28 protein-coding genes and 1 tRNA gene are annotated in these 25,415 nt (G+C 69.4%); 22 read left to right on the plus strand and 7 right to left on the minus strand.

What is annotated here, in order from left to right; genetic code table 11:
- Window positions 1-258 precede the first annotated feature (258 nt).
- The 11 genes from L8H00_RS10715 to L8H00_RS10765 all read left to right on the plus strand — a co-directional run bounded on the left by L8H00_RS10715 (window position 259) and on the right by L8H00_RS10765 (window position 7,261).
- Complete coding sequence (locus L8H00_RS10715; RefSeq protein ID WP_242097302.1) at window positions 259-1,092, plus strand: pyruvate, water dikinase regulatory protein; 834 nt, start codon at window positions 259-261, stop codon at window positions 1,090-1,092.
- Window positions 1,089-1,685 carry a nucleoside triphosphate pyrophosphatase gene (locus L8H00_RS10720; protein WP_242097303.1) on the plus strand — a complete coding sequence of 199 codons (597 nt, stop codon included), beginning with the start codon at window positions 1,089-1,091 and terminating at the stop codon, window positions 1,683-1,685. The genes L8H00_RS10715 and L8H00_RS10720 overlap by 4 nt, the downstream gene beginning before the upstream one ends.
- A 73-nt stretch (window positions 1,686-1,758) precedes the next feature.
- Complete coding sequence (locus tag L8H00_RS10725; protein WP_242097304.1) at window positions 1,759-2,571, plus strand: shikimate dehydrogenase; 813 nt, start codon at window positions 1,759-1,761, stop codon at window positions 2,569-2,571.
- Window positions 2,568-3,161, plus strand: a complete 594-nt coding sequence (gene coaE, locus L8H00_RS10730; RefSeq protein ID WP_242097305.1) for a dephospho-CoA kinase — start codon at window positions 2,568-2,570, stop codon at window positions 3,159-3,161. The genes L8H00_RS10725 and coaE overlap by 4 nt, the downstream gene beginning before the upstream one ends.
- Window positions 3,162-3,168: 7 nt before the next feature.
- Window positions 3,169-3,864 carry a DNA polymerase III subunit epsilon gene (gene dnaQ, locus L8H00_RS10735; RefSeq protein WP_242097306.1) on the plus strand — a complete coding sequence of 232 codons (696 nt, stop codon included), beginning with the start codon at window positions 3,169-3,171 and terminating at the stop codon, window positions 3,862-3,864.
- 48 nt (window positions 3,865-3,912) lie between these two features.
- Window positions 3,913-4,497: a ribosome-associated translation inhibitor RaiA gene (gene raiA / locus L8H00_RS10740; protein ID WP_242097307.1), complete on the plus strand. Its 585-nt coding sequence runs from the start codon at window positions 3,913-3,915 to the stop codon at window positions 4,495-4,497.
- Window positions 4,498-4,598: 101 nt separating this feature from the next.
- On the plus strand, window positions 4,599-5,066 hold the full coding sequence (locus L8H00_RS10745; protein ID WP_242097308.1) for a PTS sugar transporter subunit IIA: 468 nt from the start codon (window positions 4,599-4,601) through the stop codon (window positions 5,064-5,066).
- Window positions 5,017-5,526, plus strand: coding sequence for a PaaI family thioesterase (locus tag L8H00_RS10750; protein WP_242097309.1), 510 nt, complete (start codon window positions 5,017-5,019; stop codon window positions 5,524-5,526). Before L8H00_RS10745 ends, L8H00_RS10750 begins: the two co-directional genes overlap by 50 nt.
- Entirely contained in the window at window positions 5,523-5,843 is a 321-nt protein-coding gene (locus L8H00_RS10755) for a DUF1491 family protein (RefSeq protein WP_242097310.1), read from the plus strand. The genes L8H00_RS10750 and L8H00_RS10755 overlap by 4 nt, the downstream gene beginning before the upstream one ends.
- Window positions 5,844-5,999: 156 nt before the next feature.
- Entirely contained in the window at window positions 6,000-6,677 is a 678-nt protein-coding gene (locus L8H00_RS10760) for a cell wall hydrolase (RefSeq protein ID WP_242097311.1), read from the plus strand.
- An 86-nt stretch (window positions 6,678-6,763) separates the two neighbouring features.
- Window positions 6,764-7,261 (plus strand): MmcB family DNA repair protein, encoded by a 498-nt coding sequence (locus tag L8H00_RS10765; protein ID WP_242097312.1) that lies wholly within the window; start codon window positions 6,764-6,766, stop codon window positions 7,259-7,261.
- A gap of 150 nt (window positions 7,262-7,411) precedes the next feature.
- Here the strand turns inward: L8H00_RS10765 and L8H00_RS10770 are convergent, their stop codons facing one another.
- Window positions 7,412-8,023, minus strand: a complete 612-nt coding sequence (locus tag L8H00_RS10770; protein ID WP_242097313.1) for an ankyrin repeat domain-containing protein — start codon at window positions 8,021-8,023, stop codon at window positions 7,412-7,414.
- A 98-nt stretch (window positions 8,024-8,121) separates the two neighbouring features.
- Between L8H00_RS10770 and L8H00_RS10775 the strand changes: the two genes are divergently transcribed.
- From L8H00_RS10775 to L8H00_RS10785, 3 genes are read left to right on the plus strand one after another with little or no spacing between them, the layout of a single operon-like run.
- Entirely contained in the window at window positions 8,122-8,685 is a 564-nt protein-coding gene (locus L8H00_RS10775) for an SCO family protein (RefSeq protein ID WP_242097502.1), read from the plus strand.
- Window positions 8,685-9,116 carry a YcgN family cysteine cluster protein gene (locus tag L8H00_RS10780; RefSeq protein WP_242097314.1) on the plus strand — a complete coding sequence of 144 codons (432 nt, stop codon included), beginning with the start codon at window positions 8,685-8,687 and terminating at the stop codon, window positions 9,114-9,116. Before L8H00_RS10775 ends, L8H00_RS10780 begins: the two co-directional genes overlap by 1 nt.
- A gap of 14 nt (window positions 9,117-9,130) precedes the next feature.
- Window positions 9,131-9,805 carry a SprT family zinc-dependent metalloprotease gene (locus L8H00_RS10785; protein WP_242097503.1) on the plus strand — a complete coding sequence of 225 codons (675 nt, stop codon included), beginning with the start codon at window positions 9,131-9,133 and terminating at the stop codon, window positions 9,803-9,805.
- On the opposite strand, the gene L8H00_RS10790 is transcribed toward L8H00_RS10785, so the two are convergent.
- From L8H00_RS10790 to L8H00_RS10810, 5 genes are read right to left on the minus strand one after another with little or no spacing between them, the layout of a single operon-like run.
- Window positions 9,781-11,871 (minus strand): PBP1A family penicillin-binding protein, encoded by a 2,091-nt coding sequence (locus L8H00_RS10790; RefSeq protein WP_242097315.1) that lies wholly within the window; start codon window positions 11,869-11,871, stop codon window positions 9,781-9,783. The two genes, L8H00_RS10785 and L8H00_RS10790, sit on opposite strands and share 25 nt — an antisense overlap.
- A 43-nt stretch (window positions 11,872-11,914) precedes the next feature.
- Window positions 11,915-12,328 carry a peptide-methionine (R)-S-oxide reductase MsrB gene (msrB, locus tag L8H00_RS10795; RefSeq protein WP_242097316.1) on the minus strand — a complete coding sequence of 138 codons (414 nt, stop codon included), beginning with the start codon at window positions 12,326-12,328 and terminating at the stop codon, window positions 11,915-11,917.
- 40 nt (window positions 12,329-12,368) lie between these two features.
- On the minus strand, window positions 12,369-13,454 hold the full coding sequence (locus L8H00_RS10800; RefSeq protein WP_242097317.1) for an FAD-dependent monooxygenase: 1,086 nt from the start codon (window positions 13,452-13,454) through the stop codon (window positions 12,369-12,371).
- On the minus strand, window positions 13,433-14,119 hold the full coding sequence (locus L8H00_RS10805; RefSeq protein WP_242097318.1) for a methyltransferase domain-containing protein: 687 nt from the start codon (window positions 14,117-14,119) through the stop codon (window positions 13,433-13,435). The genes L8H00_RS10800 and L8H00_RS10805 overlap by 22 nt, the downstream gene beginning before the upstream one ends.
- On the minus strand, window positions 14,116-15,177 hold the full coding sequence (locus L8H00_RS10810; RefSeq protein WP_242097319.1) for a type III polyketide synthase: 1,062 nt from the start codon (window positions 15,175-15,177) through the stop codon (window positions 14,116-14,118). The genes L8H00_RS10805 and L8H00_RS10810 overlap by 4 nt, the downstream gene beginning before the upstream one ends.
- Before the next feature lie 303 nt (window positions 15,178-15,480).
- Here L8H00_RS10810 and L8H00_RS10815 point away from each other — a divergent pair, with 303 nt between their 5' ends.
- The 8 genes from L8H00_RS10815 (at window position 15,481) to L8H00_RS10850 (ending at window position 25,226) form a co-directional block, all read left to right on the plus strand.
- Window positions 15,481-15,942 (plus strand): hypothetical protein, encoded by a 462-nt coding sequence (locus tag L8H00_RS10815; RefSeq protein WP_242097320.1) that lies wholly within the window; start codon window positions 15,481-15,483, stop codon window positions 15,940-15,942.
- A gap of 270 nt (window positions 15,943-16,212) precedes the next feature.
- On the plus strand, window positions 16,213-17,106 hold the full coding sequence (locus L8H00_RS10820) for a hypothetical protein (RefSeq protein ID WP_242097321.1): 894 nt from the start codon (window positions 16,213-16,215) through the stop codon (window positions 17,104-17,106).
- Between the two features lie 11 nt (window positions 17,107-17,117).
- Window positions 17,118-17,588, plus strand: a complete 471-nt coding sequence (locus tag L8H00_RS10825) for a hypothetical protein (RefSeq protein WP_242097322.1) — start codon at window positions 17,118-17,120, stop codon at window positions 17,586-17,588.
- Window positions 17,589-17,624: 36 nt separating this feature from the next.
- Entirely contained in the window at window positions 17,625-18,734 is a 1,110-nt protein-coding gene (locus L8H00_RS10830) for a hypothetical protein (RefSeq protein ID WP_242097323.1), read from the plus strand.
- A gap of 69 nt (window positions 18,735-18,803) precedes the next feature.
- Window positions 18,804-23,789, plus strand: a complete 4,986-nt coding sequence (locus L8H00_RS10835) for a hypothetical protein (RefSeq protein ID WP_242097324.1) — start codon at window positions 18,804-18,806, stop codon at window positions 23,787-23,789.
- Window positions 23,786-24,307, plus strand: coding sequence for a hypothetical protein (locus L8H00_RS10840; protein ID WP_242097325.1), 522 nt, complete (start codon window positions 23,786-23,788; stop codon window positions 24,305-24,307). Before L8H00_RS10835 ends, L8H00_RS10840 begins: the two co-directional genes overlap by 4 nt.
- 2 nt (window positions 24,308-24,309) lie before the next feature.
- The gene (locus L8H00_RS10845) at window positions 24,310-24,585 is read left to right on the plus strand and encodes a hypothetical protein (protein WP_242097326.1); all 276 of its coding nucleotides are present in this window, start codon (window positions 24,310-24,312) and stop codon (window positions 24,583-24,585) included.
- Window positions 24,586-24,599: 14 nt separating this feature from the next.
- Window positions 24,600-25,226 carry a PilZ domain-containing protein gene (locus tag L8H00_RS10850; protein WP_242097327.1) on the plus strand — a complete coding sequence of 209 codons (627 nt, stop codon included), beginning with the start codon at window positions 24,600-24,602 and terminating at the stop codon, window positions 25,224-25,226.
- Between the two features lie 20 nt (window positions 25,227-25,246).
- Here the strand turns inward: L8H00_RS10850 and L8H00_RS10855 are convergent.
- A tRNA-Leu gene (locus L8H00_RS10855) sits at window positions 25,247-25,333 on the minus strand.
- Window positions 25,334-25,415 lie beyond the last annotated feature (82 nt).

Below are 25,415 nucleotides of genomic sequence, written 5' to 3' on the forward strand. Positions count from 1 at the left end.
GCAGTAGTTGCACAGTGGGTAGCGGGGGTTAGGCGTTCGTCCCCGAAATGCCAACAGCTTGACCGTGGCGCGCCCGCGCGAACGCGCCGATTCGGATCGCACCGTCCCCGTTATCCACAGGCTGTGCGCCAAAGCGGCGCCTGTGCGCGGCGATGTGGATAAGCCCGCGGTTTTCCACGGCATCCCGGTGGCTTGGACGATCGTGCGAGTTGCGCTAGCGTTCGTCCCCATGTTGTCCACAGTTCCGTTCCGGCGCCCGTGACGGTCCGGCTCCATCTTCACCTGCTCTCCGATTCCACCGGCGAGACGCTGGAGAACATCGCCAAAGCCGCGCTGGCGCAATATGACGATGTCGAGACGGTGCGGCATTTCTGGCCGATGGTGCGCACCGAGACGCATCTGGAGCGCATCTTGGAAGAGATCGCGCAGAATCCGGGGCTGGTGATCTTCACGCTGGTGAACGCGGGGAGCCGGCGGATCCTGGAACAGCGCTGTGCGAGCCTCGGCCTTCCGGTGGTCGCCCCGCTCGATCCTGTGAACGATGCGCTGTCGGGGCTGCTGGGGCAGCAAGCCAAGGCGCGGCCGGGGCGCCAGCACGTCCTGGATGCCGCCTATTTCGCCCGCGTCGACGCCATCCAGTTCACGATCGCGCATGACGACGGCATCGCGCACGAGGATTGGGAAGAGGCCGATATCGTGCTTGCGGGCGTGTCGCGCTCGTCCAAGACGCCCACGTCCATCTATCTGGCGAACCGCGGCTATAAAACGGCCAACATCCCGGTCGTGGTCGAAAGCCCGCCGCCCGCCGCGCTCTATACGCTCAGGAACCCGCTGGTCGTGGGGCTTACCACCAGCGCGGACCGGCTGATCCAGGTCCGGCGCAACCGGCTGCTCTCGCTCAACCAGGCACCCGAAACGGCCTATGTGAACGAGGATGCGGTGCAGAAGGAGCTGATGTTCGCGCGGCGCCTGTTCGCCGACCATGGCTGGCCGGTGATCGACGTGACGCGCCGTTCGATCGAGGAGACCGCCGCGGCGATCATCGCGCTGTGCAACGAACGCCGTGGCACGCCGGGCATCGTCGCGGAATGACCGAAACGCTGATCCTCGCCTCGCAAAGCGCGTCGCGGCGCGCGATGCTGACGGCGGCGGGCGTATCGTTCGAGGCGGTCGCAGCGGGCGTCGACGAGGACGCGGCCAAGGCGGCGCTCGCGCATCTCTCGCCACGCGACCTGGCGGATGCGCTCGCCGAGCTGAAGGCGGTGAAGATCTCGCAGCGTCACCCGCAGCCGCTGGTGCTCGGCAGCGATTCAGTGGTGGCGCTCGCCGACGGCAGCCTGCTCGACAAGCCCGAAAGCCGCGAACAGGCCGCCGAGCATCTCCGCCGTATGAGCGGCGCGCGCCACGAATTGTGGAGCGGTGCCGTGATCGCGCAAGGGGGCCGCGCCGTCTGGCGTCACGTGGAGGCGGCGCGGATGCACGTCCGCCCCTTGAGCGACGCGTTCATCGCCGCCTATCTTGACCGGGAATGGCCCGCGATCGCCGGATGCGTGGGTTGCTACCGGATCGAGGGTCCGGGCGCGCAGCTCTTCGACCGGATCGAGGGCAGCCAGTTCACCGTGCTCGGCCTGCCGCTGCTGCCCGTGCTCGGCTATCTGCGCGTCCGCGGGATGATGCCGGCGTGAACCGGATGGTCCGATACCGTGCGCCGCCGGTCGATCCCGTTGCGACGTCCCTTTCCCCAAGCGGAACCCGTTCATGAGCCAGCCTTATGCCGAGGTGATCGGCGATCCCGTCGCGCACAGCAAATCGCCGATGATCCACGGTTTCTGGCTGAAGGCGCTGGGGATCGACGCTGATTACCGCGCGACTCGCGTGGCGCCCGAGGATCTGGGCGCGTGGCTGGCCGCTCGGCGCGCCGATCCGGCATGGCGCGGGTGCAACGTCACCGTGCCGCACAAGCTGGCCGCGCTCGATCATGTCGGCGATCCGGGCGACGTGCGCGGCACGATCGGGGCGATCAACACCGTATTCCGCGGACAGGACGGCGCGCTGATCGGCACCAACACCGATGCCGGCGGCTTCTACGCGCCGATCGCCGATCGCGATCTGGCGGGTAAGGCGGTCACGGTGATCGGCGCCGGTGGTGCGGCGCGCGCGATCCTGTTCGCGCTGTCGCGGATTGGCGTGGGCCGCGTGACCCTGCTCAACCGCAATCCGCTGAAGGGCGCGGCACTGCTGGCCGCCTTCGGGTTGAAGGGGCAGGCGCTGCCGCTCACCGCCGCGCTTCCGCCATGTGCCTTGCTCGTCAACGCGACGACGCTGGGCATGACGGGCCAGCCGCCGCTCGCGATCGACCTGACCCCCCTGCCCGACGATGCGCTGGTCTATGACATCGTCTATGCGCCGCTCGAGACGCCGTTGCTGGCCGCCGCGCATGCGCGCGGGCTGGAGACGGTCGACGGGCTGGAGATGCTGGTGGGCCAGGCCTCGCTCGCCTTCGAGATCCTGTTCGGTGCGGCGCCCCCGCGCGAGCGCGACGACGCGTTGCGCGCGCTGCTGGTCGCATGATCGCGCTGGGCCTCACCGGTTCGATCGGAATGGGCAAATCGACTGTCGCCGCGATGTTCGCCGACGAGGGCGTGCCGGTATTCGATGCGGACGCCACGGTGCGCCGGTTGCAGCGTCCGCGCGGCCGGCTGTTGCCCGCGATCGAGGCGCGCTTTCCCGGATCGACCGGGCGCCGCGGCGTCGATCGCGACGCACTCGGCGCGCTGGTGTTCGGCAACGAGATGGCGATCCGCGCGCTGGAGGCGATCGTCCATCCCGCCGTGGCAGAGGAGCGGGCGCTGTTCCGCACCACGCATCGCGGCGCGCCGCTGCTGCTGTTCGACGTGCCGCTGCTCTACGAAACCGGCGGCGATTCGGCGATGGACGTGGTGGCGGTCGTGACGGCGGCGCCGTCGGTGCAGCGCCAGCGCGTGCTCGCGCGTCCCGGCATGACGCCCGCCAAGCTCCACGCGATTCTGGCACGCCAGCTTCCCGATGCCGAAAAACAGGCGCGCGCCCGTTTCGTGATCCGCACCGACGTGCCGCTCAACCACACGCGCGACGCCGTGCGCGACGTCATCGCTTGCCTCGTCGGCAAGGCGGCGCGATAACCGCCCGATGCGCGAGATCGTCTTCGATACCGAAACCACGGGTCTGAGCTTTCCCGGTGGCGACCGGATGGTGGAGATCGGCTGCGTCGAGCTCGTCCACCGCGTGGAGACCGGCGTCACCTTCCACGCTTATTATCACCCCGAGCGCGACATGCCGCAGGAGGCATTCGCGGTCCACGGCCTGTCGGCGGCATTCCTGGCGGACAAGCCGCGCTTCCACGAGGCGGTGGACGACCTGATCGCCTTTCTGGGCGATGCGCCGCTGATCGCGCACAATGCGGGGTTCGATTTCGCCTTTCTCAACGGCGAGCTGACGCGGTGTCGGCGCGATCCGGTCTGCCACCGGACGCGGATGGTCGATACGCTGCAGATCGCGCGGCAACGGCATCCGGGCGCCAAGCACACGCTCGACGCGCTATGCTCGCGCTATGGGATCGATCGCAGCCACCGCGTGCTGCACGGCGCGCTGCTCGATGCGCAGCTTCTGGCGCAGGTCTATGTCGAGTTGCTCGGCGGGCGGCAGATCGGGCTGGGCCTCGTCTCGGACGCACCCGCCGCGGCGGCGGGCCCGGTCGCGTCCACGACGCCCCGGGTGGTGCGCCCGCCACGGATTTTCGCCGCGTCCGAGGGAGAACTTGCCGCCCATGCGGCGTTCATGAAACGGATCGACGATCCGATATGGGGGGCCGCGGCGTCCGGATGACGCCTTCTGCGGACTCAACAGGGCCGCGGACATCGAATGGAGAAGAGAATGGATATCCGGATTTCTGGTCATCAGGTCGCCATTGGCGATGCGCTCAAGAGCCATGTCGAGGACCGACTTCAGGGTATCGCCGACAAATATTTCGCCCGGGCCATCTCGGCGGAGGTCACCTTCGGCAAGGGGCCGCACGATAACGGTTTTACCTGCGATATCGTCGCGCATGTGATGAAGGGCCTGGTGCTGAAAGGCCGGCACGACGCACAGGAAGCGCATCCCGCCTTCGAGGGCGTCGCCGACAAGATCGAGAAGCAGTTGCGCCGCTACATGCGCCGCCTGAAGGATCGTCACGCGGGCGAAGCGGTCGAGATGGCCGAGGCCAACGGCTATGACAATGCCGGCTACACGCTGTTCCAGGAGCCGGCCGGCGAGGAGGATGTCGGCGATGCGCCGCTGATCGTCGCCGAGACGCGGGTCGACGTGCCCGATGCAAGCGTCTCCGACGCGGTGATGATGCTCGATCTGCGCAACACCGCCGCACTGCTGTTCAAGAATGCCGGAACGGGCGCGTACAACATGGTCTATCGCCGCGGCGACGGCACCATCGGCTGGGTGGAGCCGCAGCGCGCCGCCTGACCTGGGATCCCCGGCAACATGGGATAGGGAGCTGCGGCTTTCGTCGGCACGCGGTTGGCGCTATGGCGCCCACCGCGTGCCACCGCATGCCGGAAACCACGATGCTCGATTTCAGCGATCTGCTTCGCCCCGAGGCGATCCTCACCGGCGTGTCGGTCGCCAACAAGAAAGCGCTGTTCCAGCAGCTGGGCGGGGCGGCGGCGGGGATCGTCGCTTGCGATGCGAAGACGATCGCGGACCGGCTGGGCGAGCGCGAGAAGCTGGGCTCGACGGGCTTCGGCGGCGGCGTGGCGATCCCGCATGCCAAGCTTCCCGGATTGCCCGCGGTGACCGGCGTCTTCGCGCGCCTGGCGCAGGGCATCGAGTTCCAGGCGGTGGATGCGCTGCCCGTCGATCTCGTCTTCATGCTGCTGTCGCCGACCGAGGCGGGGGCCGATCATCTGAAGGCGCTCGCGCGGATCTCGCGACGAATGCGCGACCGGGCGTTCCTTGCCAAGCTGCGCGGCGCCGGATCGCGCGATGCGCTCTACGCGCTGTTCACCGCGGACGAGGCGCGCGACGCTGCCTGATCCCTTGCCATCCGGCGCGGGCGAGGACGCGCATTTCCGCGCGCTCGAACGGCTCTATGCCGCCGCGCCGATCAACCGCCTGTTCGAATCGATCCTGGAAATTCCGGCGCGGGGCGTGGCGCGGATCCGCTTCACGATCGACGAGCGCCATTTCCACGCCGGCGGCGCCGCGCACGGCACCAGCTATTTCAAGATGCTCGACGATGCCGCCTTCTATGCGGCCAACAGCCTGGTGACCGACCGGTTCCTGCTGACCACCGCGTTCAATCTCCATTTCACCCGTCCGCTGCGCGCCGGGCCGGTGGTCGCCGAGGGGCGCTGGATCAGCGGCCAGCGCCGCGTGTTCGTGGCGGATGCCCGGCTGATCGACGCCACCGGCGAAGAGGCGGCGCGCGGCACCGGCACCTTCATGAAGTCGCGGATCGCGCTCGCCGGGCTCAGCGGCTATGGCAGCCGGTGAACGATCGGCTGCCCACCGGTCTGGTCGTCGGCGCCCTGCTGCGCCGGGCCAACGACGCCGGCGGGATCGGCGTCGTGCTGGCCAGGGGCGATGCGCAGGCGGGCGGGCTGCTCGTGTGCATCGTCGATCGGGCGGGCGCGACGCGCGTGCTGGAACGGGGGGCAGGACCAGCCGGCGAGCCCGCGCTGATCGAGTCGAACCGGTCGGAGGATCCCCAATCCTATTGGCAGCGGCGGCGCGGGCGCGACCCCGATCTGTGGGTGATCGAACTGGACGTCCCGTCGGCAGAACGGTTCGCCGCTGAAACGATGCTGTAACATTGACTCGAAAAGTTCCCCCGGCAAAGTCGGCTCATCGCAAATGGCGTTGTGCCGCTTCGGGTGCGATCCGGAACGGTTACGCAGTCGGGGGGATGCCCGGACGACCATCCTGATGGTCGGGTCCGTGGTCCAACCGCATAACAATTCGAGTGAATGACGATTTTGCAGCGCGCCGCGACCTTCGCGGTGATGACCTTTTCGCTTGCCGGGCTCGTGATGAGCACCCCCGGTAAAGCCACCGAGATCGATCGTGGCGCCATGGGCACCGCCATCATGGGCTCCACTGCCCTGATCGATTCGACGACCCAGGCGCTGTTCCGCGTCACGCCGCCCGCCCCGGCCGCGATCCCCGTTCTTCCCGCTGCCCCCGCCCAGGCCGATCCGGTTCAGCCCGTCGATGCGCCCAAGCCGCAGCCCGCCACCTTCGACAGCCTCGATGCCGCGGTCGCCGCGCAGGACACCAGCAGCGACGACGATGCCCGCTGCCTCGCCGGCGCGGTCTATTTCGAATCCAAGGGCGAGCCGCTCTCGGGCCAGCTCGCCGTCGCGCAGGTCATCATCAACCGCGCCAAGTCGGGCCGCTTCCCCACCTCCGTATGCTCGGTCGTGACGCAGCGCGGCCAGTTCTCGTTCGTGCACGCCGGGATCATCCCGTCGATCGACTCGTCGCGCGCCGCCTATCGCACCGCGCTAGCGGTCGCCAAGGTGGCGTTGCGCGCGGCTTGGGACAGCCCCGCGCCCGACGCGCTGTTCTTCCACGCGCGCAGCGTCTCGGCATCGGCCCGGATGACCAAGGTCGCCGCGATCGGCAACCACATCTTCTATCGCTGATCGTCCGGCGGGATCGCCGGTCGGATGGAGCCGTCGACGCGGTCGGCCCCTTGGCGGCGTTCGCATGATGTTCTAATCGGGCGGACATGATCGCGCCCTCCGCCGCCTGTCTGGACCATCCCGAGTCTTCGCTCTGCGCCGCGGATGTATGCCGCGGCGTGACGCGGATGCTGTTCCGCCACGATCTGATCGCCATTCCCGAAGTGCCGCTGGAAGGGGGGCGCCGTGCCGATCTGATGGCGATCGACGCGCGCGGGCAATTGGTGATCGTCGAGATCAAGGTCTCCCGCGCCGACCTGCTCGGCGACGGCAAATGGCCCGATTACCTCGCGCATTGCGACCGTTATTATTGGGCGGTGCCGGCCGGCTTCGATGCCACGCCGCTCGACGGCGCCGCGTTCCTGCCCGAGCGGACCGGCGTGATCGTCGCCGACCGCTATGACGCGGCAATCGTCCGCGAGGCGCACACGCTGCCGCTCGCCGCGCATGCCCGCAAACGGGGCACCCTGGCCTTTGCCCGTCGCGCGGCGCGACGGTTGGTGACGCTGGCCGATCCCGAGGCGGCGGTGCTGCCGCTCGCCTAGGATGTCATGGTATTCCATGCTCCGTTCGCCCTGAGCCTGTCGAAGGGCCTGTCACGGATGCGATGGCTCCGTCGCGGAACGCGTGCTTCGACAAGCTCAGCGCGAACGGATGAAAAACCGGATCGACCGATATGCATCCCGCTTCGGCGGTCAGAATTTCGGCCCGGCCACCGCGCGTTTGGCGGTCTTCGGCGTTTCGGCGAAGATCTTGGCGATCGGCAGGTTGCGCTGATCCTGCGTGGCATAATCGCGCGCGGACAGCCCGGCGAGCGAGTCGCGCTGGTCGGGATCGCCCCCGGCCGCCAGCAGCGCGCGCACCATCGCCAGGTCGCGGCGCTGCACCGCGCGGATCAGCGGCGTCTCGCCACCGGCATTGCCGAGGTTCGGATTGGCCTTGGCCTTGGCGAGCACCGGGATCATGTCCGTCTCGCCCTCGGTCACCGCCAGCAGCAGCGGCGTGTTGCCCTTGCCGTCGCGCAGATTGGGGTCCGCGCCCATCTGCAGCAGATAATTGAGATACGCCATGTCGCCGCGCTTGATGACGATGGCCAGCGCGCCGTCGCCGCTCGTCACGTCGCGCGCGTTGACGATCGTGCTGCCGGGCTTGGACAAGGCCTGGATCACCTCGTCGTTCTTGCCGTCCTTCACCGCCTGGAGGAATTTATAGCCCTGCGACTGCGAAAGCTGCGCAGACGCCGGAACGGCGGCGGCGAACAGGGCGGGCGCGATCAGCAGGGCGGCGGTGAGCGATGGACGCGGCATGGTGGCTTCCTGGCGAGAACGGACGGGATGACTTGCGCCGTGGTTGCTATCAGATCAAGGCTGCCTACGTCATGAACATGTCCCGAATGTATCCGCTGATGGCGCTTGCACTGGCAGGTTGCGGTTCGCGCGCGGCCGAGCCTCCGGCGCATGCACCGCTGGCCGGCGCCGCGATCGGCGGCCCGTTCGCGCTCACCGACCAGAATGGCCGCACCGTCACCGACCGGGACTTCGCCGGGCGCTACCGGATCATGTATTTCGGCTACACCTTCTGCCCCGATGTCTGCCCCGTCGACATGCAGCATATCGGCGCGGCGATGCGCCTGCTGGAGACGAGCGATCCGAAGCTCGCGGCGCGGATCGTACCCGTCTTCGTCAGCGTGGATCCGGCGCGCGATACGCCGGCGGTGCTGAAGGCGTTCGTCGGCGCCTTCTCGCCGCGCATCGTCGGCTTGACCGGCAGCGCGCCGGCGATCGCCAAGGTGGCGAAGGAATATGGCGTCTATTATGCCAAGGGCGATCCCGCGCCCGGCGGCGGTTACATGGTCAATCACAGCCGCGTCGCCTTTCTGATGGATCCTTCCGGCAAACCGCTGGTGCTCCTGCCCAGCGAACAGGATCCCCAGGCGATCGTCGCCGAGATCGAGCGTTGGGCGCACTGATGGACCGGTTCTGGGAACGCCCGATCGAGACGCTGGACCGCGGCCAGTGGGAGGCCCTGTGCGACGGATGCGGCAAATGCTGCATCCACAAGCTGGAGGACGAGGAGACGGGCGAGCTCGTGCCCACCAATGTCGCATGCCGGCTGCTCGATCGGCGCAGCGGCCAATGTTCCGATTACCGCAACCGGCGTGCCTATGTGCCCGAATGCGTGCGGCTGACGATGGGCAATGTGCGCGGGATCGACTGGTTGCCCTCGACCTGCGCCTATCGGCTGCGTGCGGCAGGCGATCCGCTGCCGGGCTGGCATTATCTCGTGTGCGGCGACCGCGAGGCGGTGCACCGCGCCGGGCAGTCGGTGCGCGGCTGGACGGTCAGCGAGGACGATGTCGGCGAGGATCTGGAGGATTTCGTCGTCGACCGCATCCTGTGAGCGGCGGATCGGCGGTGATCGAGGGGCTAGAGGTCGTTCGCCACGCGCGCGCACGGCGGACACGGCTGTCGATCGATCCGGCCAGTGGGCGCGTGCGGCTGACGCTGCCGCCGCGTGCCGCGCTAAAGCCCGCGCTCGCCTGGGCGGAGGGCAAGGTGGAATGGGTGGCGGAGCAGCGCGCGCGGCTGCCGCCCGCGCAGCCGATCGTGCCGGGCATGACGATGACGGTGGCGGACGCGCCGATCCGGCTCGACTGGCAGGACGGCGCGCGCCGCACCTTGTTGCGTGACGGCGACCGGCTCTGCGCGCAGGGGCCGGTGGAGACGCTGCCGCGACGCGTCCATGCGTGGCTCGCCCGGATCGCGCTCGACCTGCTAACGCGCGAAACCGCCGAATATGCGGCCAAGGCGGGCGTCACCGTAGCGAAGGTCGCGGTGGGCGATGCGCGCGGGCGGTGGGGCAGTTGCGCGTCGAGCGGCACGATCCGCTATAGCTGGCGGCTGATCCTGGCGCCCGGCTGGGTCCGCCGCGCCACCGTCGCGCACGAGGTCGCGCACCGGGTACACATGAACCACGGCGCGGCGTTCCACGCGCTCGTCGCCGATCTCTATGGCGAGGATCCGACGCCTGCACGCGCATGGCTGCGCGCGCATGGCGCCGCGCTTCACGGGTTCGGCCGGTCGTCCTGAGGCGCCCGCTCGCGCGGGGCGGGCGGCGCGGTGCGGCGGGGATCGCGGCCGGTCACGCGGTCGATCCAGTCCTGGTTGAGCTCCTGGCGCGGCGGCGCGGAATCGGCATCGTCGCTGGGCGCCGGCGCGCGCGGGTCGGGTGCGGGGCCGTCGTCGGCGGGCTGGGCGGGTGCGGTCTGCACGGGGTTGCCGTCGGCATCCACTGCCATGCCGTTGTCGGGCTGGCCGAAATAGGCGTCTTCCTCGTTGCCGAGCTGCCATTCGGGCATCGTCACCTGAGTCTCGAACTGTTCGATCGGCCGGTTGGCGGTGGCGGGCTTCATGAAGGCGGCGAACGCGTGGGCGGGCGCGGTGCCGCCGTGTAACCCCGCGATCGGCCGGGCATCGTCGCGGCCCATCCAGACGCCGGTGGTCAGGCCGCTGGAGAATCCCAGGAACCAGCCGTCCTTGTTCGACGTGGTCGTGCCCGTCTTTCCCGCGACCGGGCGGCCGATCTGCGCCTGGCGGCCGGTGCCGGTGTTCACCGCGGTCTGCAGCAGGTCGGTCATCTCGGCGGCGACATAGGGCGCGACGAGCACATGGCTGCGATCCACTTCGTGCGTGTAGATCGTCTGGCCGTTCGCAGTCACGCGGGTGATGCCATAGGGCGTCACCGCGATCCCGTTCGACGCCACGCTGGCGAACGCGCGCGTCATGTCGATCAGCCGCACGTCCGAGGTGCCGAGTACCATCGAGGGATGCGTGTTGACGGGCGTGGTGATGCCGAACCGGCGCGCCATGTCGGCCACGGTCGAAAAGCCCACCTCCTGCCCGAGCTTCGCCGCGACGGTGTTGAGCGAATAGGCAAAGGCGGTGCGTAGCGAGACCGGGCCGCTATTGTGCCGCGAATCGTTGCGCGGACTCCACCCGTCGATCGTGACGGGTTCGTCGACGATCGTGTCGGCGGGCTTGTGCCCCGCCTCCAGCGCGGCGAGATAGACGAACAGCTTGAACGCCGATCCCGGCTGGCGGACGGCCTGAGTCGCGCGGTTGTAGATCGACGACACATAGTCGGTGCCGCCGACCATCGCGCGCACCGCGCCGTCGCGATCGAGGCTGACGAGCGCGCCCTGCGCGCCAGCGGGCACGTTCTGCTGGACGGCGGCATCGCCCATCCGCTGCATCGCAGGGTCGAGCGTCGTCCACACCTCCAGCGGCGCGGTCGTTTCATCGATCAGCGTGTCGAGCTGCGGCAGCGCCCAATCGGTGAAATAGCGCACGCTGTTCTGCTTGGCCTCGGGCGCGAGCTTCAGGCCCTGCGGATCGGCGGCCTCTGCCTCGCTCGCGCTGATATAGCCGTTGCGCTCCATCTGCGCGATCACGACGCCCGCGCGGCCGACCGCCGCGGTAGCATCCGCAGTGGGCGAATAATTGGAGGGCGCCTTCACCAGCCCGGCGATCACCGCGGCCTCGGCCAGGCTTAGCTGGTCGGCGCCATGGCCGAAGAATTTGCGGCTCGCGGCGTCGATGCCGTACGCGCCGCCGCCATAATAGACCTTGTTCAGATAGAGTTCGAGGATCTGGTCCTTGCTGAACTTGCGTTCGAGCGCGAGCGCCAGGATCCATTCGCGGAACTTGCGGCCGAACTTCTTCTGGCTGGAGAGGAACACGTTGCGCGCGAGCTGCTGCGTGATCGTCGAGCCGCCCTGCACCCAATGGCCGCGCTGGAACCGCACCTCGACCGAACGGGCCACGCCGATCGGATCGACGCCGATATGCGAACGGAAGCGGCGATCCTCGACCGCCACCGTCGCGTCGCGCATCACCTGCGGGATCCGGTCATAGGGAATCCACTCGCCGAAGCTCGGGCCGAGCGACACGAGCACGCTGCCATCGGCGGCATGGACGCGGATCATCTGGCCGTTGGGCGAGGATTTCAGCTCGTCGAAGCTCGGCAATTGCTCGCGCGCGACATACACCGCGATGGCGAGGCCGATCGCGGCCATGACCGCCAGACCGACAACGACCTGCACCAGCCGGACGAAGCGGCGGCGCCAGGGGGAACGAGGGGTACGCGCACGGGCCATTTGCCATGCGCGGTTACGCGTTAAGCGCGGCGCCTACAAGCGGTCACGCAGTGGCGGTGCCCGGCGCCCGCGCGCGAAATTCGAGCGCGATCGAATTCATGCAATAGCGAAGCCCGGTAGGCGGCGGCCCGTCGGGAAAGACATGGCCGAGATGGCTGTCGCAGCGCGCGCAGCGCGTTTCGGTGCGAGTCATGCCGTGGCTGGTGTCGCTATGGTCGCTCACCGCATCGGGGCGGATCGGCCGGGTGAAGCTCGGCCAGCCCGAGCCCGAATCGAACTTGTCCGCGCTCTCGAACAGATCGTTCGCGCAGGCCGCACACCGATAGAGGCCGGGCAGCTTGTTGTCGGTCAGCACGCCGGCGAAGGCCCGCTCCGTGCCCGCCTCGCGCAGCACATGATATTGGGCGGGCGTCAGTTTCCTGCGCCACTCGGCTTCAGAGAGATTGAGCTGGTCCATGACGCCCATGTTCGTGCGTGGGCCGGATCGGGTCAAGCCGCTACGGCGCGATCCGGGTCAGCTTTGCCATGATCTGGATCAGGTCCGGCCCCGCCAGGCCCGTCGCCAGCGGCGCGAACCGGCTTTCCATGACGCGGCGGACGAGGCCGGCCACGCCGATCGGCCGCGCGAGCCGCCGCGCAAACCCATGTTGCCACGCCGCCGCCCCGGCGGCCCCGCCGTCGCGATAGGCGGCGGCGGCGGCGATGCCGCTGGCGATCGCGATCCCCATGCCCTCGCCCGCGAGCGACGGGATCACCCCCGCCTGATCGCCCAGCCGGAACAGCCCCGCCGAGCCGCCGCGTTCGCGCCAACCATAGGGGACGTTGGCGATCGCATCGATCCGCGCGCCATCGTCCGCGAACGCGATCCGCTCGCCCAGCGCGGGATGCGCGCGCGAGAGTTCGGCGAGCAGCCCCCGCGGATCGCCCGCCGCGCGCAACCGCGAGCGGTGGACGGCCATGCACAGATTGGCGGCGCCATCCTCCTGAAGCGCGATGCCGGCATAGCCGCGGTCGAACAGGTGAAGCTCGACCGCATCGCCCACCATCCGTGCCAGGGCCGGATGCGGCGCGAGCCGGATGCGTAGCCCGAGCGTGGGATCGTCGCCGCGCGCCGTCTCGGGGCGGGCCAGCCCGCGGACATCGTGTTTGCCGCTGGCGAGGAACAGCGCGTCGGCGGCGATCGTGGCGCCGTCCGCGGTGCGCGTGCCATCGGCGTCGATCGCGCGCACCTCCACGCCGCGTTCCACTGCCGCCCCCTCGGCGACGGCGGCGGCGAGCATCACGGTATCGAGGCGGCGGCGCGACACCGAGAGCCCGGGTTGCGGCAGCGCGGCTTCGCGGACGCGCGATCCGGCGAACAGCCGCACCCGGCCGACGCGCACCGGGTTGAGTGTATCGGCCGCGATCCCGAGCCGTTCGAGCGATTCCAGCGTCCGCCAACTGAGAAAGCCGCCGCACAGCGCATCGCCCGTCTCGCGCGCCCGCTCGACGAGCAGATGCGGCAGGCGCGCGCGCGCCAGGCCGATCGCGGTCGCCGCGCCCGCGGGCCCGCCGCCGACGATCAGCGCCGGCGTTCGACGCACAGCCGGAACGGAAAGGCGCGGAACACGCGGGCGTCGGCAATCCCCGCCTCGGCTAGGATCGGCGCCCATTCGGCGGGCCGATAGGAGCGCGCGATCGACAGCGTGCCGTCGTGGCGGACGATCGGGTGCCAGCGCGCGAGCGTCGCCAGCAGGGGAAAGCCGCGATGCGCGAAGCCATGGCGGTGGAGATCGTTGACGAACCATCCGGCCGTCGCATGCGCCTCCATGAAGCGGAGGAACGCGACGAGCTGCGCATGGCTCATATGATGCGCGACGAGGCTGCTGACGATCGCATCCCAACGCTCGCCGCCCAGCGCGGCATAATCGCCGGTCAGGTAGCGGATCGGCAGATCGGCCGGGGTATGCGCGCGCGCCGCGGCCTCGCTGCGCGGATTGAGGTCGATGCCGACCAGCTCCGCCGCGATCCCGCGCCGCTGCGCCCAATGCGCGATCCGCCGCAGCATGTCGCCGTCGCCAAACCCCACGTCCAGCAGGCGCAGCCGCTTCGTCCGGATCGCGCGCGCCAGGAACGCGAGCGTCGGCCGCGCGGCCAGCGTCGCACGGTTCACCTTCGCCAGATCGCCGACCACCGCGGCATAGGTGCCGGCGTCGAGATCGTCGGCGTCCATCAGCTCTTCGGCCTCGGCCCGCACGCGCAGGCTCATGCGGCGCTCTGGAAGGCGAAGCCCTCGGCCGCGAGCCCGGGACCGAAGGCGAGCGCCACGCCGTTTTCCACGCGCGGCCCGGCCAGCAGCCGCTCGAGCACGAACATCAGCGTCGCCGACGACATGTTGCCGTTCGCCGCCAGCACCGCGCGCGAGTCGTCGAGCGCGTCGGGGGCCAGATGAAGCGCATTCTCCACCGCATCAAGGATCGAGCGCCCGCCGGCATGGACCGCCCAGCCGTCGATCGTCGCGGGTGCGCGGCCCCCCGTCGCGGCGGCGGCGAATTCCGGCTCGGCGAGTGCTTCGGCGATCCGGCCCGGCACCGCGCCCGAGAGGTGCATGGCGAAGCCGGTATCGGTGATCGCCCAGCGGATCAGCTCCGCCGAATCGGGCAGGGTGGTCGCGAACGGCGTGTCGAGCGCGAAGCCGGCGGGATCGGCGGTGACGAGCCCGGCCGCGGCGCCGTCGCCGAACTGGAGCATCGCCAGCAGCGGCTCGATCGCGTGCGCATCCTGGAGGTGGAGCGTCGACAACTCGACCGTCAGCACGAGAACGCGCGCATCCGGATCGGAGCGGACGATGTGCCGCGCGCTGCGCAGCGCGGCGACCGCGGCATAACAGCCCATGAAGCCGATCAGCAGCCGCTCGACCTGCGGGGGCAGGCCGATCGCCTGCGCCACGATCTGGTCGATCCCGGGCGCCACGAAACCCGTGCAGCTCGCGACCACGAGATGCGTGATCCCGTCGAGCGCGATACGGTCCGCAAGGGCGGCAATGGCGGCGATCGCCAGTCGCGGCGCTTCCTCGGCATAGATCGCCATGCGGCTGGCGGTGCCGGGCATGCCCTCGGCATAGAAGCCGCCCGGGCCGACGGGCGATCCCGCATCCCCGATTCGTGGCAGTACGGACCAGCGATGGCCGATCCCGGCGCGCGCCGCCATCCGGTCGAACAGCCGCAGCGTGTCCGGCGCGACCCGCGTGCGCGCCCAGCCGATGAAGGCGGCATGGATGTCGTGATCGGGCACCGCGCTGGCGACGGCATTGAGATAGGCGGTCACGAAATCCTTTCCGGTGCGAGATGCGCCAACGTTCGGGGAGCGGAGTTCGTGCCCTGAACGGTGCGGGTGGCCGGCTCTTTCTGGGCTGTGGTCACGCGTTATCCCTTATCGGAGTTACGGCCATGCCGATAATGCATATCCTTCTGGATGCGGTTTTGAGGAAAATACGGATTTCCAATTGCTTCGGCCATAGCCAGCGTCGGCGCATCGCGTTACGTTTGCATAGACGCACAAGGATACTGACCGGATAAATACCATTTCGGTGCGAAATCTTGGGCGAGGGGGCGAGCGAAAGGTGACGCTTTGGAACAGGAAGCGGTAGTCGCGCTTATCAAGGATCTGACGACCCGCCTGCACGCGGTCGCGGCGGAATTCAGCGGCCGGGCCGAGCAGGCCGTGGTCGTACGCGGATCCGATGAAGCTGGAGCGGCAAACATCGATCATCGCGCGCGGGCGGTACGTCTGCTCGACGAGCGCCGCGCCCGGCGCGATTTCCTGCCCGACGAACTGTTCCACGAACCGGCATGGGACATGCTGCTCGCGCTCTATGTCGCGCATGTCGATCGGCGGACGCTGAACGTGAAGACGCTCGTCGCCTGCGCGGATGCGCCCGTCACCACGTCGCAGCGGTGGATCGATCACCTTGCCAAGCTGAAGCTGCTCGATCGGGTAGCCGATCCGCTCGACCGGCGCCGGATCGAAGTGTCGCTGAGCGATACCGGCGTGGCGGCAGTCAGCCGCTATCTGGAGCATGCCGTCCGCTGAGCGCGCGCTATGCCGGCCTTGAGGTCCGCCGCTGATCCACGCCGATCGACATAATTCAAAATATTCGAACAAGATGGAACCGACGTCGCCCCGATGGGTTTGGCAGTCGTTCCAGGCAGCGATAATAAAACCACGGTGGTTCTTCAGTAGAACCACTTTCACTATCGTTGTCAAAACGATTTAAAAGTCTTTAATTAACAACGGTCAGCCATTTTTGTTTGCGACATCGAGTCGGAGGCAAAGATGGCGGCATCGCACAAGCATGGCAGGATGAGCGGAGGTGCCACGGCGCTTTCGGTCGCCATGGCCGTGCTTGCGGCTTCGCCCGCCTGGGCTACCGATGCGGGCAGCCGGATCACCAACATCGCCACGGCGCGCTACGGTTCGGCGGGCGCGATCCAGGCGGTCGACTCGAACAGCGTCGCGCTGATCGTCGCCGAACGGCTCGACGTCACGCTCGCGCGCGCCGCCACCGCTCCGCTGCCCCAGGGCGCCGGCACGCCAGTCGCCGTGCTGCTCGCGAATGGCGGCAACGGCCATGAGGCGTTCGCCATCCAGGTTTCCGGCGTTGCCGGCGGCGCGGCGACGGTCGCGATCGATCGCGACGGCGATGGCCGCTACGATCCTGCGGTCGATACGGCGCTGACCGGCGGCCACACTCCCGAGATCGCCCCCGGCGCCACGCTGGCGCTCGTCATCGTCGCCGATACCGGCGCGGTCGCGCCCGGCGGCGTGGTGACGATCGGCGCCGTGGCGCTCACCGGTTCGGGAACGCCCGGCACCGTCATCGCCGATCGCGGCGACGGCGGCGGCGACGCGGTGGTCGGCGTAACCGGCGCCGCGGCCACGCTCGCCATCCCCGTCGCCGCGGCCGCGCCGCCCACGCTCGTCAAGTCGCAGAGCGTGCTCGCCCCCGACGGCAGCAGCCGCCCGGTGCGCGGCGCGATCGTTACCTATGTGCTCGACGCCGGGTTCGCGGTGGCGGCCGACGATGCGCGGATCGACGATCCGGTGCCCGCCGGCACCCGTTATGTCGCGGGCTCGCTGCGCCTCGACGGCGTCGCGCTCGCCGATGCCGGGGACGGCAGCGCCGTCCATGTCGCGCTCGGCCCGGTGCCGCGCCCGGTCACCCGCCGCATCCAGTTTCAGGTTCAGATCCAATGAGGAGTTCATCCATGCCCGTGCATCCCCTGATCGCCCTTGCCGTCGCGACCCTGAGCGCCGCACCCGCGCTCGCCGGCCCGTTGCAGGTCACCAGCACCGTGCTGGTCGAGACGCGCACCGCCGCGGCGGACGGCACCACGCGGGTCGCGCTGGCCAAGCCCGCGCGCGTCGTGCCCGGCGACCGCGTCGTCTTCGTGCTCGGCTATCGCAACACCGGCCGCGAGCCGATCGCGAACCTGGTGCTCGCCAACCCGCTGCCGCCTGCGATCGCCTATCGCGCGCCGCGCGCCGGCTCGCCCGCCCCCGAACTGTCCGTCGACGGGCGCACCTACGGGACGCTCGCCGCCCTGACGGTCGCGCTGCCCGGCGGCGGCAGTCGCCCCGCCCGCCCCGACGACGTGACCGCGGTGCGCTGGCGGCTTTCCACCCCGCTCGCGGCCGGCGGGCAAGGCGAACTCGCCTTCCAGGCCGCGCTGAAGTGACCGTGTAACCCGCTCGCATAACAGGAGGATCCCATCATGACCGCAACCAGGCTCCGGTGCCTGCTGCTCGCCGGCAGTGCGCTGGCATGCGCCGGCACCGCGCATGCGCAATCCACGTCCGGCACCGCCGCCGGCACGCTCGTCAGCAACACCGCGCAGGCGAGTTTCACCGTCAACGGCACCGCGCAGACCGCAACGTCGAACACCGCGACCTTCGTGGTCGACCGCAAGGTGAACCTGACGGTCGTCGCGAGCCCCGCCACCAACACCCAGGTCAATCTGGGCCAGACCGGCGCGGTGCTGACGTTCAAGGTGACGAACAACACCAACGGCACGCAGGATTTCATCCTGTCGGCCGATCAGATCGTCTCGCTCGGCGTCCTTCCGGGCACCGACAATTTCGATGCGACGAACCTCAAGGTATTCGTCGATTCGAACGGCAACGGCACCTATGACCCAGGCACCGACACCGCCACGTTCATCGACGAACTGCCCGAGGACGGCACCGCGACCGTCTTCGTCGTCGGCGACATTCCCAATACGGCGGGCGAAAACCTCGCCTTCGTCTCGCTCCGCGCGACGGTGGCGACCGGCGGCACGTCGGGCACGCTGGGGGCAGCGCTGGTGCCGACCGACCTCAACATCCTGAACCAGGACAACACGGTCGATGTCGTCTTTGCCGACAATGATTCGGATGGCATCGGCCCGGATATCGCGCGCAACGGCCAGGCGCGGGCCTATCTCGCCTATGAAGTCGGCGTGCGCTCGGTGAACCTCACGGTCGTCAAGACCGCGCAGGTTCTCTCGGACGGCGTCAACGCGATCAATCCCAAGGCGCTGCCGGGTGCCGTCGTGCAATATTGCCTGACCGTCACCAACAGCACGTTGCTGGTGCCGGCCAACGGCGTCGCGCTGACCGACGTGATCCCCGCCAACACCAGCTATGTGCCCGGATCGATCACGGTTGGCGGCATCGGCGCTGGCGGCGCGTGCCTCGTCAGCGGCCTGCCGGTCGCCGACGATGGATCGACCACCGGCCTCTATGGCGGATCGTACAACACCAGCACCAAGACGGTGACGGCCACGATCCCGACGCTGGCCGGCGGCACGTCCGTCGCCGCCAGCTTCCGCGTGACGATCAACTAACACCCCCTTTCCCAAGAGGAACCGATCTTCCCGGCGCGCTCCCCCCCGCGCGCCGGGAAACCCTTCGCCATGCCCTTGTCCCATCGCCTCTTGCGCGCGCTCGCGCTGCTGCTCGGGCTCTGCTCCGCGTTTGCCGCGGCGGCCGATGCGCAGACGCATATCGAGAACACCGCCACGCTCACGGTGCGCAACGGCGCCGCCGAACAGCTGGTACGGTCGAACACCGTCGGCTTCGACGTGGCGATCGCCAAGCGCCCCACGGTGCTGAGCTTCCACCTGCCGCCCCCCGGCTATGCCTTTACCGGCATGGCGTGCGACACCGGCGGCAGCGTCCCGCAATTCACCCCCGCGCCGATCGATGCCGCCACCTATGCCGCCTCGCCGCTGGCCAAGGCGGTGGACATCTACACCGACATGATCCTGGTGCTCGACAATCAGGCCGGCAACCATGATCCGCTGACGCGCGAGACGGCGACGATCGCGGTTCAGGTCGGCACGATCCACACCACGCTGGTGCTGATCGAGACCGGGGCCGACACCGGCATCTTCGCCGGCGGCATCCCCGCGACCGCGACCGGCCGCTACCCCGCGCTCGATCCCTGCGAGATCCGCAACCAGCGCGGTGCCGCGATCACCCTGTCGTTCACCGAGGATGATTACAGCCTGGCCTCGACGATCCAGCTGCTGATCGATCCCGCCGGCCTGGTGTTCGATTCGGCCAACGGCCAGCTCGTCGACGGCGCGACCGTCACACTGCTCGACGCACAGGGCCAGCCCGCCAGCGTCTATGGCGACGACGGCGTCAGCCGCTATCCCTCCACCGTGGTCAGCGGCGCGAGCGTCACCGATGCGCGCGGCCGTATCTATCCCGCCGAGACCGGCCGTTACCGCTTCCCCCTCGTGCCGCCGGGCCAATATACGCTGAAGGTCGTACCGCCCGAAGGCTATGCCGCGCCGTCCAAGGTCGCGCACGCGACGCTCGCCGCGTTCAAGGATCCGTCCGGCCATCCCTTCGTGCTGAACGACGCGAGCTATGGCGGGTTGCTGACGCTCGAGACGCCCGATCCCTTTTATGCCGATATCCCGATCGATCGCAGCGGCGATGCGCCGCTGCTGCTGACCAAGACGGCGTCGGTGCGCGATGCCTCGCCCGGCGACGTGATCCAGTATCGCCTGCAACTCGCCAATCGCGGCAAATCGCCCTCCGGCGCGCTCCATATCGCGGACACGCTGCCAATCGGGCTGCATTATACGCGCGGATCCACGCGCGGCGGTGCGGAGCCCGGCGTCACCCCCAATGGCCGCGATCTCGATTTCGCGGTGCCCGCGCTCGCGCCCGGTGCATCGGTCGAGCTCCGCTATCTGGTGACGGTCGCGCCCGGCGCGCCGGTCGGCGAGGCGCGCAACCGCGCCCAGGTCTCGGGCGGCGCCAGCAACGAAGCGATCGCGTCGGTGCGGCTGGGGGCGCTGCTCTTCACCGACGCGATGACGCTGATCGGCCGCGTAACCGAGGGCGCGTGCGGCGATCCCGTCGATCACCGGCGCGGCGTGCCCGGCATCCGGCTGCTGCTGGAGGACGGCACCTTCACCGTCACCGATCGCGACGGCCTCTACCATTTCGAGGGCGTCCGCCCCGGTACGCACGTCGTCCAGCTCGACACGCAGAGCGTGCCTGCCACGCATGCGCCGGTCGCCTGCGACCGCGATACGCGCAGCGCCGGCAGCGCGATCGCGCGCTATGTCGAGGCCAGTGGCGGCCTGATGAAGCGGGTCGATTTCCAGCTCGCGCCCACCGGCAAGGCCGCCGCGGCGGTGCAGCCTCTGCCGATCGCCGTCGCAGACGACGCCGTGGCCGCGGGCAACCGCGACTGGCTGGCGGGGCAGACGCCTGGCACCGGCTGGCTGTTCCCGGGTGAGGATTACAACCCGCGCGCGCCGGTGCTGCGCGTCGCGATCAAGCACGCCCCCGATCAGCGGGTCGCGCTTACCGTCAACGGCGCCCAGGTCGATCCGCTGAGCTTCGATGCCACCGACACCGATGGCCACGGCGTCGCGGTGTCGAAATGGAGCGGCCTGCCGCTGCTGGCGGGCGACAACCGTCTGGTCGCGCGGGTGCTCGATTCGCGGGGGGCGACCGTCGCCACGCTCGAGCGCGGCGTGCATGTCTCGGGCGCGGGCCGCACCGCGGTGTTCGATCCCGCGCACAGCCGGCTTGTCGCCGACGGTCTCACCCGCCCGCTGATCGCGGTGCGCGTGACCGACAAGGCCGGGCGTCCGGTGCAGGCGGGCACGCTGGTGCCGTTCCGCGTCGATGCGCCCTACACCGCCGCGATCGAGGCCGCGCTGGAACAGGGCCGCCAGCTCGCCGGCCGCGAGCGCAGCGCCACCACCGCGCGCGTCGTGGGCGACGACGGACTGGCGTTCGTCGCGCTCCAGCCGACCACGCAGGCGGGCGCCGCGCACGTCACCGTGACGCTCACCGACGACAAAGTGGAGCGCAAGACCGAGATCCGCGCCTGGCTGGCGGCGAGCGCGCGCGACTGGACATTGGTCGGCTTCGGCAAGGGAACGCTCGGCTACAACGTGCTGCGCGCGCATGACGAGGCGCTGCCCCGCGCCGACCGCGACCGCGTCACTACAGATGGTCAGCTTGCGCTCTATGCCAAGGGTCGCGTGAAGGGATCGTGGCTGCTGACGATCGCCTATGACAGCAAGCGCGCCTATGATCCGACGCGCGGGCTGCTCGGTACGATCGATCCGAACCGCTATTACACCGTCTATGGCGATGGCGCGCTCCAGGGCTATGACGCGCCGACGCGCCGCAAGATCTATGTCCGTCTGGAACGCCGCGAGGCCTATGCGCTGTTCGGCGATTTCGAGACCGGCTTCACCGACACGCAGCTGCTGCGCTACGATCGCACGCTGAACGGCGTGAAGGCCGCCTATGAGGGCCGCCGGGTCCGCGCCACCGGTTTCGCCGCGCACACCGACCAGCGTTACGCGCGCGACGAGATCCAGGGCAGCGGCCTGTCCGGCCCCTATCGCCTGGCAGCGCGCGGCATCGTGCCCAACAGCGACAAGATCACGATCGAGGTGCGCGACCGTTTCCGTTCCGAGGTGATCGTCTCCAGCACAAGCCTCACGCGGCACATCGATTACGACATCGATCCCGACATGGGCACGATCCGCTTCCGCGAACCCGTGCTCGGCCGCGACGCCGCGCTCAACCCCGTCTTCATCGTCGTCGACTACGAGGTCGAGAGCGGCCAGTCCGCCAAGCTCGCCGCCGCCGCCCGCGTCGCGACGCGGCTGGCGGGCGACCGGGTCGAGCTGGGCCTGGGCGCGATCCGCGACGAGACGATCGGCCGCGCGACCGTGCTGGGCGCGGACGTAAAGGCGCACCTCACCCGGACGACCGAGATCCGCGCCGAATTCGCCGATGGCGGCAAGGGCGGGCTCGCCGCGGGCCATGCCTATCTGGCCGAGGTGGATCACCATGGCGGCCGGCTCGACATGCTCGGCTATGTCCGCCGGCAGGATAGCGGCTTCGGCGTCGGCCAGCAGAATTTCGTCGAGGCGGGCACGCGCAAGATCGGCTTCGACGCGCATTGGCGGTGGAGCAATGCGCTCAGCGTCACCGCGGTGGCGTGGAATCAGGCGCAACTGGTGGGCGATGGCCAGCGCACCGCGGGCGAGGCGCGGATCGACTGGCGGCACGGCACCGACACGCTGTTCGCCGGCGTGCAGATCGCCGAGGACCGCGCGCTGGACGGCAAGGACCGCGATTCGCGCCTGCTGACGCTCGGCGGCAGCCGCGCGCTGTTCGACGGCGCGCTGGTGGTGGGCGGCCAGACGCAGTTCGCGCCGGGCGGCGACAAGGACAGCGTCGATTTCCCCATCCGCCACCAGCTCACCGCCTCGTACCGCGTCACGCCCGGCATCCGGCTGATCGGCGGCTATGAGATCGCCGACGGCGCCGATTTCGTCGCGCACACCGCGCGGCTGGGCTTCGACGTCGCACCGTGGACGGGTGCCAAGCTGATGAGCACGCTCAACCAGCAGGCGGTCGGCGAGAACGGCCAGCGCACCTATGCCCAATATGGCCTGTCGCAATCCCTGCCGCTCGGGCGGCGCTGGACGATCGACGCCACGCTCGATGCGAGCAGCACGATCAGCGGCCATATCGATCCGGGTGCGCAGGTGAACGCCTTCCAGCCGGCCGCCTCGGGCGGGTTCGTCGGGCAGGATCAGACCAATGGCCGCTATGCCGCCGCGACGCTCGGCGCCACCTATCGCGCGGCGCGCTGGTCGTGGAACGGCCGGCTCGAGCATCGCAGCTCGGATGCCAATGATCGCTGGGGGATCACCACCAACATGTTGCGCACGCTGGGCGAGGGGCGCACGCTCGCCTCCAGCATCAAGGCCTATACGCTGCGCGACGCGGCGGGCGCGCAGGGCACCTATGCCTCGGCCGACATCGCGCTGGCGCTGCGCCCGCTCGACAGCCGCTGGTCGCTGCTGGAACGGCTCGAACTGCGCCACGAACGCGCCGATGCGGGGCTGACCGACACCAATCTGCTGGGCGTGAGCGCCGGCGGCGTGGGCGATCAGGTGACGACGCGCGCGATCAACAATCTCGCGATCGATTATCGCAGCGGCGCCGAAGGCGCGCGCCATGCGCTGGAGGTGACCGTCTATTATGGCGCCAAATATATCGCCGGGCGCTTCGCCGACGACGCCTATACCGGTTTCGTCGACGTGACCGGGTTCGAACTGCGCCGCGACATCGGCCGCCGCTTCGACCTAGGTGTCGCCGGCTCGGTTCAGCATGGCTGGAGCGCGGGCGCCTTTTCCTTCAGCGGCGGCCCCTCGGCGGGGGTGTCGCCGGCGCCTAATGTCTGGATCAGCGCGGGCTATAACGTCGCGGGCTATCGCGACCGCGATTTCGAGGCGGATCGCTACACCCGGGCGGGCCCCTATGTGACGATGCGGCTGAAGTTCGATCAGGCCAGCCTCGGCCATGCCGCGCGGGCGTTGACGGGGCGCGGCTCGTGAAGCGCCTCCTGGCGCCTTTGCTCGCCGCCTTCGCCGCAGCCGTTGCGCCGGCCGCACCGCTCACGCTCGTCAAGTCGAGCAGCGTCGTCGCCGATTCGGTCAGCACCGCCAATCCCAAGGCGCTGCCGGGGGCGACGGTGGATTACGCGCTGATGGTCACCAATCCGGTCGCCAACGGAATCGCGCCCGTGGGGTCGATCGCAATCACCGAGACGATCCCCGCCACGGTGAAGCTGCGGATCGCCGATTATGGCGCGAGCGGCAGCGGCCCGGTGGAATTCGGGGACGGCAGCCTGCTCGGCACCGGCTTGCTCGCGACGGGGCTTGCCTATCGCTTCACGTCGCTGGCCAGCGCGAGCGACGGGCTGGAATTCTCTGACGGATCGAGCTGGGCCTATGTTCCCGTGGCCGACGCCGCGGGTTGCGATGCCCATGTGCGCGCGATCCGCGTGACGATGACAGGCACCCATGCCGCCGGCACCAGCTTTCGACTTCGCTACCGCGTACAGGTGAACTGACGATGCTTCTCCCTCTGCCTTCGCTTTCCGCCCCGCACCGAATCACCGACCGCGCCGATCTGGAGCGGCTCGCCGTGGAATTTGCCGCGATGACTCCCGGCGCGGCCGAGGAACTGATCGATTCGCTCGCCGCGCAGGCGATCGCGCGCTGGCGGCTGGACGACGCAACCATGTGGCAACGCGTGAAATTTCGCGCGCGCATGATCCGGGCGACGGCGCGGTCGCTTCCGGGTGAGCCGGCGCGGGCGCGACCGGCGCCGGCGGCGAGGGAAAATTAACCTGGATCGGGTACATGGGAATGATGGTCGGGATCGATGATGCGAACGCCGACGACGGCAATGCCGTACGGTCGGATCAGCGCCGCGAGGGCAAGCGCCACGCGCTGGTGCTGCTGGTCGGCAAGGTGATGCAGCGCGGCGAGATCTCCGCCTGCCTCGTCCACGACATCTCGCCGACCGGGCTGATGGCGCGCTTCACCGCCATGCCCGCGGTCGGCGACCGGATCGACGTCGAGGTGCGTGGCCTGCCGCCGATCGCCGCCACCGTCCGCTGGGTACGCGGACCAAAGGCCGGCTGCGAATTCGACGAACGGCAGGACGTCGATGCGGTGTTCCGGATCAAGCGCGACGACGGGCTGGTGGCGCGCACGCCGCGCTTTCCCCTGGTCACCGCGGCGTCGCTGCGGTTGGGGGGCGAGCGGCTCAAGGCGCATGTGCTCGATATTTCGCCCGGCGGCGTGAAGCTGGAAAGCGCAGCGCCCGTCCAGCGCGGCCAGGCCGGGCAGGTGACGCTCACCGACAGCGCGACCGCGTTGTTCGGCACGGTGTGCTGGGCCTATGACGGGCGCTTCGGCTTCCGCTTCGTGGCGCCGCTGCCGCTCGCCTCGCTCGCGCAGATCCTGGATGGATCGGGCGGCTGAGCCCCGGCTTTGCAGATGGGTGGTGCGGTCGAGAAGACTCGAACTTCCACGTCCTTTCGGACACAACGACCTCAACGTTGCGCGTCTACCAATTCCGCCACGACCGCACATGAACTCTGCCGGACCGGGCCGGCAGCAGGTAGGCGAGCGCCCCTAGCAGGGTGAAACCGGCGCTGCAACGCCCTTTCG

The sequence above is a fragment of the Sphingomonas sp. CROZ-RG-20F-R02-07 genome, from assembly GCF_022662335.1.
Lineage (GTDB): Bacteria > Pseudomonadota > Alphaproteobacteria > Sphingomonadales > Sphingomonadaceae > Sphingomonas.